This window comes from Kutzneria kofuensis (genome assembly GCF_014203355.1).
Taxonomy (GTDB): Bacteria; Actinomycetota; Actinomycetes; order Mycobacteriales; family Pseudonocardiaceae; genus Kutzneria; species Kutzneria kofuensis.
In genome coordinates this window covers 4,161,535-4,174,108 of the sequence record NZ_JACHIR010000001.1, presented here as the reverse complement: position 1 = coordinate 4,174,108, position 12,574 = coordinate 4,161,535, and the positions used below count along the sequence as shown (strand labels likewise).

The following is a 12,574-nucleotide window of genomic DNA, read 5'->3' as shown; positions in this document are numbered from 1 at the left end:
GGCACCAGGGCATCTACGTTTTCCCGGCCGGACGGAAACGTTCACCCGTCCCGGGTGCGCGAGTGGCCGGGAGCATGGTCAAAATGCTCCCATGCGGCTTGTGACCACCACGCGCTGCCAGCGTCGGTTCGGCGCTCGGCGAATGCGGGCCTTGGTCGCGGCCGGGATCGCGACCGCGATGCTGGCCGTCGGGGTGGTGGCCGAGCAACCGGTGGAGATCCGACCCGCCGTCAGCGCCGCCGCCGTGCACGCGCTCGTCGCCGGGGACAACGGCGAGCTGCGGATCGTCGACGTCGCCGCCGGCCAGGTCAGCGCCGTGGTCGACACCGGCGCCATGGTCACCGGCCTGACGCTGAGCCCGGACGGCCGGACCGCGTTCGTCGTCAACGGCTGGTCCGGCACCGTCGCCGTGGTCGACGTCGCCGACGCCACGGTGGTCAAGCGGATCCGGGTGAAAGCCGAGCTCGACTCGGCCGTGGTCCGGCCCGACGGCAAGCGGCTCTACATCACCGGCACCGCCAACGGGCAGGGAGTGGTGCTCGGTTTCGACACCGCCTCGGATTCGCTGGCCGCCGTCATCCAGGTCGGCGCCTCGCCCACCGGCATCGCCATCAGCCCCGACGGCTCGCACCTGTACGTGGTCAACAACCAGGGCGCCAGCCTGACCGTGATCGACACCCGGATCGCCACCGCCACCCGGACCGTGCCCCTCGACGTGCTGCCGCAGTACGTCGCCGTCAGTCCCGACGGGGCCACCACCTACGTGTCGCACACCAGCCGGCTGGCTGACACCAACGGTTCCGTCAGCGTCATCGACAACCGCACCAACCAGGTCGTCGGCCACATCCCCGTCGGCGTCGGCGCGTGCGAGCTGGCCGTCGGCGGCGACCGTCTCTATGTCACCAACCTGCAGGATGGCACCGTGTCCGTTGTGGACACCACCACCCGGCGCCCGGTCCAGACCCTCGTCCTGACCGCGCGGGGCATCGCCGTCTCACCTCGGGACCACAGCGTCTACCTGGCCACCGGCCCTGCCATCACCGTCCTCGACGGCGGCACCGGCCAGACCACGTCCACCATCGACCTGGCCAACAGCCGCAATCCCGCGACCGTCATCGCCGTCGCCGGCTGAGTCACTTCTGCGGCAACAGCTCCGGCGCCTCGGCCTTCACCGCCGCCAGCACCTGCTGGATCGAGGGGTTGACCATCCACGTGCTGCCGACGTTCACCGTCGGCACCGTCTCGTTCCCGTTCGCCGCGGCCCTGACCGCCGCCGCAGCAGCCGGGTCCTGCCAGATGTCCAGCTCCCGGTAGGGCAGGCCGCTGCGCTTGAGGTTGGAGCGCAGCATGTCGCAGAACGGGCAGCCGGGCCGCACGTGCACAAGCACTTCAGTGGTCACTTGAAAGCCAACCTCTCCCACAATCCCGCTATTCCGTCCCCAGCGTTCTCACCGTTGCCATACCGCAAACGCCCCACCCCGCAGACGGCCGATGCGACCCGGCGGCACACACAGCCCCCACCTCTCCCTGGGGAGGCAGCCCGACTCCATTCTACCGAGCAGGGGCCTTCGCCGGGTGGGGCGGAGATCCAGATGTGGATAACTCCGCCCCTGTGGACAACCGGAGAATTCCCAGGTCAGTGCACCAGTTCGGGCTCGCGCACGGGCTCCTCGTCCAGCTCGTCGGACTCCTGGATGCCGACGCGTTCCTGGAGCCGCCGCAGCGGTCCCGGGGCCCACCAAGCGGCGTTGCCGAGCAGACGGAGGACGGCCGGCACGAGCATCAAACGGACGACGGTGGCGTCCAGCACCAAGGCGACGATCATGCCGACGCCGATGAAGCGCATGATGACGATGCTGGACAGGCCGAAGGCGCCGGTGACGACGATGAGCAGCAGGGCGGCGGCGCTGATCATGCGGCCGGTGCGGACGAGGCCGGTGCGCACGGCCTCGGGGGTGGACAGGCCCTTGTTCCGGGCCTCGACCATCCGGGACAGCAGGAACGTCTCGTAGTCGGTGGACAGCCCGAACACCAGGGCGCCGATGAGCACCATGACGCCGACCTGCATCGGCTGCGGCGTGACGTCGAGCCAGCCGGCGCCATGCCCCTCCTGGAAGACGAACGTCAGCACGCCGAAGGTGGCGGACAGGCTCAGGGCGCTCATCAGCACGGCCTTGACCGGCAGCAGCACGGAACCGAACGCCAGGAACATCAGCAGCAGGGTGGCGCCGACCAGGATGGCCACCATCCATGGCAACCGGTCGAAGATCGACTGGGTGCTGTCGGCCAGCTTGGCGGTGAAGCCGCCGACCAGAACCTCGGTGCCGGCGGGGTGGGGCAGCGCCCGAAGGGCGGTGACGGCGTCCTTGGCCTGGTCGCCGAGGGGATCACCGGGCAGGTTGCCGTTGAACACGTACACATCGCCCTTGGCGCCGACGGGGTGCACGTCGGGGGCGATCTTGCCGGCGTCGGACACGAACTGGCCCACATCGGCCTGGCTGAGGGTCTTGCCCCGAACCACGATGGAGGCGACGGAGTTGCCGGTGGACGGGAACGCCTTGGTGATGGACTCGATGGCCTGCCGGCCGGGGTCGCTCGGCGGGAGCTGCTTCTCGTCGGCGGCGCCGAACTTGACGTTGAGGAACGGCGCTCCGAGCACCAGCAGGACGGCGACGATCGGCACGACGAACAGGGCGGGCCGCTTCATCACGGTGCCGGCGACCCGGTTGAGCCAGCGCGGCTCGGGGTTGGCGGTCTTGCCCCGCCGCCACGGCACGGCCAGCTTGTCGATACGGGGACCGAGCACGCTCAGCAGAGCCGGCAGCAGGGTCAGCGACACGATGGCGGCGATGGCCACCGCGGACATGCCGCCGTAGGCGACGGCCTTGAGGAAGTCGAGGGGGAACACCATCAGCCCGGCCAGCGCGATCACCAGCAGCGTCGCGGAGAAGGCGACGGTCCGCCCGGCGGTGGCGACGGTGCGGCGCACGGCCTCGGCAGTGTCCCGGCCGGCGGCGAGTTCCTCACGGAACCGGCCGACGGTGAACAGGCCGTAGTCGATGGCCAATCCGAGTCCCAGCAGCGACGCCACGTTGACGGCGAAGGTGTTCACGTCCAGGCCGAGGGAGATCAGCCGCAGGACGCCGAGCGCGCCGAGGATGGACAGGCCGCCGACCAGCACCGGCATCAACGCGGCGACCACGCTGCCGAAGATCACCACGAGCAGTGCGAGCACCAGCGGCAGCGACACCAGCTCGGCGAACTCGACGTCGGTCATGGACTTGTCGGTGATCGTCTTCTGCAGCGGCGCCTGCCCGCCGATCTGCGTCTGCACGCCGTCGACCGCGAGCTTGTCGGCGATCGCCGCGTACTGCTCGCTCTGCTTGGTCTGGTCGGTGGAGGCCAGCGTGATGGTGGCCAGGCCGTGGGTCCTGCTCGCGTCGGCCAGCGCCGGCAGGTGGGTGTTCCAGTACGACACCACCTTGCTGACGTCGTCCTTCGGAAGGTCCGCCAGCTTGTCGGTGATCTTCTTGGCCAGCGCCGGGTCGTCGACCGTGGTGCCGGCCGGCGCGGTGTACAGCACGACGACGTCGCCGCCCTGCTTGCCGATGGAGTCCTCGATGATCTTGTCGACCTGTGCGGCCTGGCTGCCGGGGTCGTCGTAGCCGCCCTGGGTGAGCCGGTCGCTCACGCCGGACCCCCAGGCCCCACCGATCACGGTCAGCAACAGCACCGCGATGATCACGATCCAGCGGCGTCGATACGCCACCGTTCCCCAGGACGCGAACATCAACCCCTCCGTCGTTGTACCGTTCCCCTAGGACAGGCACCCGTAAACACCGTTAACCCGGTCGACGGTACGGGACAGTTAACGGTGTTTACAACACGATGGGGTGAACTATGACGGAGACCACGCGACGTGATCGGCCCCGCGCCGACACCGAGCGGGAAATCCGCCAGCAGGCACGCAGGCTACTGGTGGAGCAGGGCCGCGAGGCCGTCACGCTGCGCGCGATCGCCCGTGAGCTGGGCATCACCGCCCCGGCGTTGTACCGGTACTACGACTCGCGCGAGGACCTGCTGCGCCGCGTGATCGACGACATCTGCGTCGACCTGGGCGCGGACCTGACCGCCGACCTCACCCGGATCGACGAGCACGACGCGATCGGCGGCGTGCTGGCGGTCTGCCGCGGCTTCCGCCGCTGGGCGCTGGCCCACCCGCAGGAGTTCACCCTCGTGTTCGCCTCGCCGGACGACTCCGCCACCTGCGAGATCGACGAGTCGACGGGCGTCATGATGCGCCCGGCCAAGGACCAGTTCGGCCGGATCTTCCTGAACATGGCCGGCCGGCTGCTGGCCACGCACAAGCTGCTGGTGCCGGAGGAGGAGCGGGTTCCCGACGAGCTGCGCACCGACCTCGCGGCGTTCCGCGGCCACCTGCTGGCGCAGATCAAGCAGGAGGGCATCGAGCTGCCCGAGGAGGCGCTCAACCTCTCCGTGGTCTACCTGATGCTGCAGTTCTGGGTCCGCCTGTACGGCCAGGTGGCGCTGGAGGTCTTCGGCCGCTTCCCGTTCGCGGTGTCCAACCCGGAGCCGCTGTTCGAGTCCATGCTCACGGAGCTCTTCGACGACATCGGCCTGGCCAACGCCTCCTGAGGGGTCTCGACCGAGACCCCTCAGGCAGACGTCACGCCACGATGTTGACCAGACGGCCCGGCACCACGATGACCTTCCGCGGCTCCTTGCCGGCCAGCAGCTCGGCCACCTTGGCGTCGGCCAGCGCGACCGCCTTGACCTGCTCCTGGTCGGAGTCGGCCGGCACGGTCACGCGGGCCTTCACCTTGCCGTTGACCTGGATCGGGTACTCCACGGTGTCGGCGACCAGGTAGCGCTCGTCGGCGACGGGAAACGGCCCGTGCGCCAGCGACTCGGTGTGGCCCAGCCGCTGCCACAGCTCCTCGGCGATGTGCGGGCACAGCGGCGCCAGCATCAGCACCAGGGACTCGGCCACCGACCGCGGCGTGGACCCGGCCTTGGTCAGGAAGTTGTTCAGCTCGATCAGCTTCGCGCCGGCGGTGTTGTAGCGCATCTCCGCGTAGTCCTCGCGGACCCCGGCGATGGCCTTGTGCAGCGCCCGCAGCGTGTCCTCGTCGGGCTCGGCGTCGGTGACCCGCAGCTGCCCGGTCTCTTCGTCGACCAGGTTGCGCCACAGCCGTTGCAGGAAGCGCTGCGCGCCGACGACGTCCTTGGTGGCCCACGGCCGGGACACGTCCATCGGCCCCATGGACATCTCGTACAGCCGGAAGGTGTCGGCCCCGTACGTCTCGCACATCTCGTCGGGGGTGACGACGTTCTTCAGGCTCTTGCCCATCTTGCCGTACTCGCGGTTGACCTCCTGGTCCTGCCAGAAGAACTTGCCGTCCCGCTCCTCCACCTCGGCCGCCGGCACGTACACGCCGCGCTCGTCGGTGTAGGCGTACGCCTGGATGTAGCCCTGGTTGAACAGCCGGCGGTACGGCTCGTCCGAGCTGACCTCGCCCAGGTCGAACAGCACCTTCTGCCAGAACCGGGAGTACAGCAGGTGCAGCACCGCGTGCTCGACGCCGCCGATGTACAGGTCGACGCCGCCCGGATCGCCTGCGCCGTGGATCTCGGGGCGCGGGCCCAGCCAGTACTTCTCGTTGACCGCGTCGACGAAGCGCTCGCTGTTCTCGGGGTCCACGTAGCGCAGCTGGTACCAGCAGGAGCCGGCCCAGTTCGGCATCGTGTTGGCGTCCCGGCGGTACATCTTCGGACCGTCGCCCAGGTCCAGCTCGACGTTGATCCACTCGGTGGCGCGGGACAGCGGCGGCGACGGCTCGGTGTTCGGGTCGTCCGGGTCGAAGGTGCGCGGCGAGTAGTCGTCCACCTCGGGCAGCTCGACCGGCAGCTGGTCCTCGGGGATGGCGTGGGCGACGCCGTGCTCGTCGTAGACGATCGGGAACGGCTCGCCCCAGTAGCGCTGCCGGGAGAACAGCCAGTCGCGCAGCTTGTACTGCACGGTGCCCTCGCCGGCGCCCTGCTCGGTCAGCCACTCGATGATCGTCTTCTTGGCCTCGACGACGTCCATGCCGTCCAGGAACCCGGAGTTGATCGCCGGGCCGTCACCGGTGAACGCCTTGCCCTCGAAGCCTTCCGTCGGCTTGACGGTGCGGATGATCGGCAGCCCGAACACCTCGGCGAAGTCCCAGTCGCGGGTGTCCTGGCCGGGCACCGCCATGATCGCGCCGGTGCCGTAGCCCATCAGCACGTAGTCGGCGACGAACACCGGGATGCTGGCGCCGTTGACCGGGTTGACCGCGTACGCGCCGGTGAAGACACCGGTCTTCTCCTTGTTCTCCTGGCGGTCCAGATCGGACTTGCGGGAGGCCGCCAGCCGGTACGCCGCAACGGCTTCCGCCGGCGTCGCCGCGCCGCCGGTCCACCGAGCGTCCACATCGGACGGCCATGCGGCGGTGGTCAGCGTGTCCACCAGCGGGTGCTCCGGGGCCAGCACCAGATAGGTCGCGCCGAACAGGGTGTCCGGCCGGGTGGTGAAGACCTCGATCGACTCCGAGCCGGCGGCGAACCGCACCCGGGCGCCGTAGGAGCGGCCGATCCAGTTGCGCTGCATGGACTTGACCTTCTCCGGCCAGTCCAGCCGGTCCAGGTCGTCCACCAGGCGGTCGGCGTACGCGGTGATGCGCATCATCCACTGGCGCAGGTTGCGCCGGAACACCGGGAAGTTGCCGCGCTCGCTGCGGCCGTCCGCGGTGACCTCCTCATTGGACAGCACGGTGCCCAGGCCCGGGCACCAGTTCACCGGCGCCTCGGACAGGTAGGCCAGCCGCTGCGAGTCGATCTTCTGACGGCGCTCGTCGGCGGACAGCGTCGCCCAGGACGGGTCCTTGGCGTACTCCGCCTCCAGCTCGGCGATCGGCCGGGCCCGACCCGCCTTCGTGTCGTACCAGGAGTTGTAGATGCGCAGGAAGATCCACTGCGTCCAGCGGTAGTACTCCGGGTCGATGGTGGAGATCCGGCGGCGCTCGTCGTGGCCCAGCCCCACCCGGCGGATCTGCCGCAGGTAGGTGGCGATGTTGTCCTCGGTGGTCTTGCGCGGGTGCTGCCCGGTCTGCACGGCGTACTGCTCGGCCGGCAGGCCGAACGCGTCGAAGCCCATGGTGTGCAGCACGTTGCGGCCGTTCATCCGGTGGAACCGGGCGAACACGTCGGTGCCGATGAAGCCCAGGGGGTGGCCGACGTGCAGGCCCGCGCCCGACGGGTACGGGAACATGTCCTGCACGAACATCTTGTCGGCGGGCAGCGGCGCGTCCGTGCTCAGCTTGCCGACCGGGTTCGGCGCGTGGAAGGTGCCGTGCTCGTCCCAGTACCGCTGCCAGCGCCGCTCGAACTCGCCGGCCAGCTCAGCGGTGTAACGGTGGGCCGGCGCCGCCTCGGCGGTCTCGGTCATCGAAGTCCCTCTCGTCGTACCTGCCCCTGACAACACAAAACCCTCCAGCCCGGATGGGCATGGAGGGCTGCCGCGTCGGCCGCTTCGTCAGAAGGCCAACGCGGCTAGATAAGGAGCAGGCGGACCGTGCTCATGGGGCGAGTTTAGCGCACACTCTTTAGCTCATGCGCTGGGTTTGGATCGGCCTGGTTCTGTCGGTGGCGGCCTGCACCGCGACACCCCCGCCACTCCCTGTCCCGACCACCACGGTCCTGCAGCCCGTCGCGGCCGGCGACTGGCTCACCTACCACCGGGACAACCAGCGCGGCGGGGAGCAGTACAGCCTCGCGCCGCCGGGCACGCTCTCACTGGCCTGGCACACCAAGCTCGACGGCGCCGTCTACGGCGAGCCGCTGGTCGTCGGCAGTCGCATCCTGGCCGCCACCCAGAACGACACCGTCTACGCGCTCGCCCCCGCGACCGGCCAGGTGCAGTGGCACACGCACTTAGGCACGCCGATGCCGAAGAAGGGCGTGCCCTGCGGCGACATGGACACGGTCGGCATCACCGGCACCATGGCCTACGACCGGGTCACCGGCCGGGTGTTCGCGGTGGCCGAGACCGCGGGCGGCAGTCACACGCTGGTCGGCCTGGACGTGGCGACCGGCACTGTCGTGGTGCGGGCGATGGCGGACCCGCCGAAGGGGGACACCGTCGCCTACCTGCAGAGCGGCGGACTCACTGTGAACGATGACCGCGTCTTCTTCAGCTACGGCGGCCTGCCCGGCGACTGCGGCAACTACGTCGGCACGGTGATGTCCATGCGCACCGACGGCACCGACGCGCACAGCTACACGGTGCCGACCAGACGCAAAGCCGGCTTCTCGGGACCGGCGGGCGGCGTGGTCGACAACTCCAGACTGCTCTACGTCGCCGGCGCCGGTGCGTCGACCGGCGGCGAGTACGACGACAGCGACTCGGTGCTGGTGCTGGCCGCCGGCAAGCTGAACCGGGTCGACATCTTCACGCCGCCGAACTGGGGCGACGACAACGCCAACGGCCTGGATCTCGGTGCGACCAGCCCGGCGATGATCGGTTCGCACGTGCTGGTGACCGGCAACCGCGGCATCTCCTACGTGCTGGACGAGACCGACCTGTCGCACGTGGTCTCGCAGCTGGAGACCTGCCCGTCGCAGGGCGCGCCGGCGGTGTCGGCCAACCTCGTGGTCATCCCGTGTGCCAACGGTCCGAAGGCGATGGACTACGACAGCCACGGGCAGCTGACCCCGCTGTGGACCTCCCCGGTCGCCGCCGCCGGTTCGCCGACGGTCGGCAACGGCGCGGTCTGGGTGGTCGATCCCGCCGGGGGAGTGCTGTACGCCCTGGACGTGAGCAAGGGGACGGTGCGGGGCCAGGTCCAGATCGGCCCCACACCGCGCTTCGCCTCGCCGACGCTGTCCACCGACCACGCGTACGTGGGCACGATGGACGGCGTGGTGTCGGTGGCCGGCGCCTAGCGGACCGCGAGGGCGATCACCTGGGTGATCTGGCCGGAGTTGAAGTTGTTGTCGCTGACCAGCAGCAGCGTCCGCTCGCCGTCGGGCAGCGTCGGGCCCCAGGTGATGCCCTCGATGTTGTCCACCTTGGGCAGGCCGAGGGTGTCCAGGTCGACCAGCAGCTTCTTGGCCACCGGCTTGATCTTCTTGCCGGCGATGGAGGCCACGTCCCTGATGTTGGTGGCGCCCTTGGTGTCGATCTCGTACACGCGGACCTTGTTGCCGACGCCGGTGACGAAGGCCCGCTCCACCATCAGGTAGCGGGTCGGGTCGATCGGGTCGTAGGCGACCATGCTGGACACGCCGTTGGTGTCGGCGGCGCTCGGCGACGGCGCGAACAGCGGGTCGATCGGGTACGCGTACTGGGCCAGCACCGGGCCGAACCGGCTCTGCACGGTGATCCGGGTCAGCGCCCCCGAGGTGGCGGTCGGGTCGGGGCCGTCCTGCTGCAGCGGGTCCTCCAGTTCGCTGACCAGCAGCGTGCCGGCGCCGGCGTAGGTGATGCCCTCCAGCGTCTGGTTCTGGCGGGGGCCGACGGCGTCCGCGCTCATCCGCTCGTTGGCCGGCAGCGGGTACTGGCCGGCGTAGCTGCCGTCCGGCCGGGCCTGCCGGATCGACGGGTCCAGCAGGGTGCTGGGCAGGATCCGCTCGCCCTCCTGGCTCCAGGTGATGTTCCCGGTCCACGGGTCGACCCGCAGCTCCTCCGGGTCGACGGTGCCGTCCCGGTCGCACACCTCACGCGAGGCGGTGCACGGCGTGGCGGTCCAGTCCTTGATCGTCGGGTAGGTCTTGCCGTCCGGGCGCTGGAACGGGTGGGTGCCGGTGAACTCGACGCCGTGAATGCCGGCGGCGTCCACGTCGATCCTGGCGGTGTAGAACCTGGCCGGGTTGATCGCGGAGCGGTCGTCGCTGATGAGCACGTACTGGCCGGTGCGGGGGTCGCGGTCGATGGCCGACAGGCCACCCACGGTCGTGCCCTGGAACGGGAGGTTGAACGGCACGATCTGCTCGCCGAGCAGGCGGACCTCGGCCGGGCCCGCGACGGCGGCGCCCGCGGTCAGGCCGGTCGCCAGCAGGGCTGCGGCCGCGATGGTGAGGCTGCGTCTGAACATGGCGTGCAGCACATACGACCGGGGTGAAGTCCTGGTGGACATCGGATAACGCCTACCCTCCACGGTGTGAACCTCGCAGTCACGACGGTATCGGTGGTTGTCCTGCTCGTCGGCGTGTCCTTCGGCGTGATCGGCGGGCTAGGCCTGCGCGGCACGCTCCGCCGCAACCGGTTCTTCGGCGTGCGCACGGAGGCGGCGATGCGCAGCGAGGAGGCGTTCACCCTCGCCAACCGGGTCGCCGGGCTGCCGACCGTGGTCGCCGGCCTGGTCGGCGTGATCGGCGCGGCCACCTCCCTGGCGCTGCACGACTCGATCATCCCGCTGGCCGTCGGCGTCGTCGGCATGCTGGCGATCGTGGTCGCCGGCGCGGCCACCGGCACCAAGGCCGCCGACGCCCTGCCTGAACCGGAGCCGACGCTACCGGCGGGCTGCGCCGGCTGCGCCTGCGGCGGCTGCAGCCTGGTCAAGCGCTGACCACGAGCCTGCACGAACAGTCAGTTCCGCAGCACGTCCCCGGGATGGCTGGCCTGCAGCGCCAGCGGCATGCCCTGGCGGCGCAGCACCCGACCCCACAGGTCGACGCCCGGTGGTGTGAGCACGTCGCCGGGCAGCCCGGCCACCACGTACCAGTCGCCGCGCTCGATCTCGCCGGCGAGCTGGTCGACGTCCCAGCCGGCGTAGCCGGCGAACACCCGTAAACCACGCACCTTCGGCACCAGGGACTCCGGGTCGGAGTCCAGGTCCACCATCGCCACCGGGCCGCGGACCGCGATCACGCCGTCGGTGCTGCCGACGTCCTCCCCGGTGTTCAGCGCGGCCAGGCACAGCGCCGTCTTCTGGTCCACGGGGCCGCCGACGAACACCGCCTGCGGCCGGCTGACGTACGGGCCCCAGGCCGGCAGCACGTCGTGCACCGCGACCTCGCTCGGCCGGTTCAGCACCACACCGAGCGTGCCGGCGCCCCGATGGTCGATCACGTAGACCACGGTGCGGCGGAAGTTGGAGTCGAGCAGTTTCGGCGAGGCCACCAGCAGTGAACCGGGCTCGACGTCGCGGTCGGGGCGCACGCCGCCATGATCCCACTAAGCGAGGGCGCGATATCGGGGACCGCGCCGATCTCCGGGACGTAGTCTGCTGCCGTGGTCGCAGACGGACACGCCGTGCGCAGGATGCTGGGTGATCCGGGATTCCGGCGGCTGCTGTTCTGCCGGCTCGCATCGCAATGGGCGGACGGCCTGTTCCAGGCGGGATTGGCCGGCGCCGTGCTGTTCAACCCCGAACGACAGGCCGACCCGCTGGCCATCGCCGGCGGCTTCGCCGTGATCCTCGTCCCGTACTCGGTGGTCGGCCCGTTCGCCGGCGCGCTGCTGGACCGCTGGGACCGCCGCCGGCTGCTGATCGTCGCCAACGTCCTGCGGGTGCTGCTGGTGCTGCTGGCCGCCGCGGCGGACGGCTTCGGGCTGAGCAACGGCCCGCTGTACGCCGCCGCCCTGCTGGTGATGGGCGCGAGCCGGTTCATCGGCGCGGGCCTGTCGGCGGCGTTGCCGCACCTGGTGGAACCGAGGGATCTCGTCACCGGCAACTCGATGGTGGCCACGCTGGCGTCGGCGGCGGCGGCGATCGGCGGTGCGACGGCGTTCGGGCTGCGCAACGTGCTCGGCGCGGGCAATGTCGGCTCCGCGCAGGTGACGTCGGTGGCGATCGTCGGCGCGCTGGTGTCGGCGCTGTTCGCCGCCCAGTTCGCCCCGGGTGTGCTCGGTCCGGACGAGGTGGACGAGCCGAGCGAGGCGTTCGTCGCGGTGGCCAAGGGCATGGTCGACGGCGGGCGGGCGGCGCTGCGCGTGCCGAGCGTGGCGGCGGGCTTCATCGCGCTGACCGCGCACCGCATCGCGTACGGCGCGTCCCTGCTGGTCATCGTGCTGCTGATGAAGTACACGCTGCACAGCAACGGCGTGATGCGCGCCGGCGCGGGCGGCCTGACCGAGGCCGTGGCCGCCGGCGCCGCCGGCCTGGTCGTCGCCGGCTTCCTCACACCGGGGCTGGTCCGCCGCTTCGGCCGGCCGACGGTGGTGAGCAGCGGCCTGGTCGTGGCCTGCGTCGGCCTGATCGCCTTCGGCCTGCCGATGACCGTGCCGACGCTGCTCGCCGCGGCGTTCGTGGTCACGTTGTGCGGGCAGACGGTGAAGCTGAACGTGGACGCGGCGATCCAGCGCGACGTGGCCGACCAGTCGCGGGGCCGGGTGTTCGCCGTCTCCGACACGGTGTTCAACGCGGCGATGGTCATCGGCGTGGCGGTGGTGGCCACCATCGTGCCGATGGACGGCCGGTCTCCGGGCGTGGTGATCGGCACCGCCGCCGTCTACCTGGTCGGCCTGGCCGGCTACGTGCTCGTGCTGCGGGCGCACCCCAACAGCCCCCGTTGACGTTTCACATGAAAC

10 protein-coding genes are annotated in these 12,574 nt (G+C 70.4%); 5 read left to right on the top strand and 5 right to left on the bottom strand.

What is annotated here, in order from left to right:
* Window positions 1–91: 91 nt before the first annotated feature.
* Window positions 92–1,132, top strand: a complete 1,041-nt coding sequence (locus BJ998_RS19260) for a YncE family protein (protein ID WP_184863565.1) — start codon at window positions 92–94, stop codon at window positions 1,130–1,132.
* Window position 1,133: 1 nt separating this feature from the next.
* Here the strand turns inward: BJ998_RS19260 and BJ998_RS19255 are convergent, their stop codons facing one another.
* Window positions 1,134–1,400 carry a glutaredoxin domain-containing protein gene (locus BJ998_RS19255; protein WP_184863563.1) on the bottom strand — a complete coding sequence of 89 codons (267 nt, stop codon included), beginning with the start codon at window positions 1,398–1,400 and terminating at the stop codon, window positions 1,134–1,136.
* Between the two features lie 236 nt (window positions 1,401–1,636).
* The gene (locus tag BJ998_RS19250) at window positions 1,637–3,790 is read right to left on the bottom strand and encodes an MMPL family transporter (RefSeq protein ID WP_184863561.1); all 2,154 of its coding nucleotides are present in this window, start codon (window positions 3,788–3,790) and stop codon (window positions 1,637–1,639) included.
* Window positions 3,791–3,900: 110 nt separating this feature from the next.
* Between BJ998_RS19250 and BJ998_RS19245 the strand changes: the two genes are divergently transcribed.
* Entirely contained in the window at window positions 3,901–4,656 is a 756-nt protein-coding gene (locus BJ998_RS19245; RefSeq protein ID WP_184863559.1) for a TetR/AcrR family transcriptional regulator, read from the top strand.
* A 31-nt stretch (window positions 4,657–4,687) separates the two neighbouring features.
* Here BJ998_RS19245 and leuS read toward each other — a convergent pair whose 3' ends face one another.
* Entirely contained in the window at window positions 4,688–7,489 is a 2,802-nt protein-coding gene (gene leuS, locus BJ998_RS19240) for a leucine--tRNA ligase (protein ID WP_184863557.1), read from the bottom strand.
* 164 nt (window positions 7,490–7,653) lie between these two features.
* On the opposite strand from leuS, the gene BJ998_RS19235 reads away from it, so the two are divergent.
* Entirely contained in the window at window positions 7,654–8,985 is a 1,332-nt protein-coding gene (locus BJ998_RS19235; RefSeq protein ID WP_184863555.1) for an outer membrane protein assembly factor BamB family protein, read from the top strand.
* Here BJ998_RS19235 and BJ998_RS19230 read toward each other — a convergent pair.
* Window positions 8,982–10,136: an esterase-like activity of phytase family protein gene (locus BJ998_RS19230; protein WP_184863552.1), complete on the bottom strand. Its 1,155-nt coding sequence runs from the start codon at window positions 10,134–10,136 to the stop codon at window positions 8,982–8,984. The genes BJ998_RS19235 and BJ998_RS19230 overlap by 4 nt on opposite strands.
* 66 nt (window positions 10,137–10,202) lie before the next feature.
* Here BJ998_RS19230 and BJ998_RS19225 point away from each other — a divergent pair, with 66 nt between their 5' ends.
* Window positions 10,203–10,610, top strand: a complete 408-nt coding sequence (locus BJ998_RS19225; protein ID WP_312890207.1) for an SdpI family protein — start codon at window positions 10,203–10,205, stop codon at window positions 10,608–10,610.
* Between the two features lie 20 nt (window positions 10,611–10,630).
* On the opposite strand, the gene BJ998_RS19220 is transcribed toward BJ998_RS19225, so the two are convergent.
* Window positions 10,631–11,203 (bottom strand): YqgE/AlgH family protein, encoded by a 573-nt coding sequence (locus BJ998_RS19220; RefSeq protein ID WP_184863550.1) that lies wholly within the window; start codon window positions 11,201–11,203, stop codon window positions 10,631–10,633.
* Between the two features lie 72 nt (window positions 11,204–11,275).
* On the opposite strand from BJ998_RS19220, the gene BJ998_RS19215 reads away from it, so the two are divergent.
* A complete protein-coding gene (locus BJ998_RS19215) occupies window positions 11,276–12,559 on the top strand; it encodes an MFS transporter (RefSeq protein ID WP_312890206.1) in 1,284 nt (427 codons plus the stop codon).
* The last annotated feature ends 15 nt before the right edge of the window (window positions 12,560–12,574 follow it).

Excerpts from the sequence above, each read along its gene's own strand:
- BJ998_RS19260 (WP_184863565.1), top strand. The coding sequence starts at position 92 with ATGCGGCTTGTGACCACCACGCGCTGCCAGCGTCGGTTCGGCGCTCGG.
- BJ998_RS19250 (WP_184863561.1), bottom strand. The coding sequence starts at position 3,790 with ATGTTCGCGTCCTGGGGAACGGTGGCGTATCGACGCCGCTGGATCGTG.
- BJ998_RS19245 (WP_184863559.1), top strand. The coding sequence starts at position 3,901 with ATGACGGAGACCACGCGACGTGATCGGCCCCGCGCCGACACCGAGCGG.
- leuS (WP_184863557.1), bottom strand. The coding sequence starts at position 7,489 with ATGACCGAGACCGCCGAGGCGGCGCCGGCCCACCGTTACACCGCTGAG.
- BJ998_RS19235 (WP_184863555.1), top strand. The coding sequence starts at position 7,654 with ATGCGCTGGGTTTGGATCGGCCTGGTTCTGTCGGTGGCGGCCTGCACC.
- BJ998_RS19230 (WP_184863552.1), bottom strand. The coding sequence starts at position 10,136 with ATGTTCAGACGCAGCCTCACCATCGCGGCCGCAGCCCTGCTGGCGACC.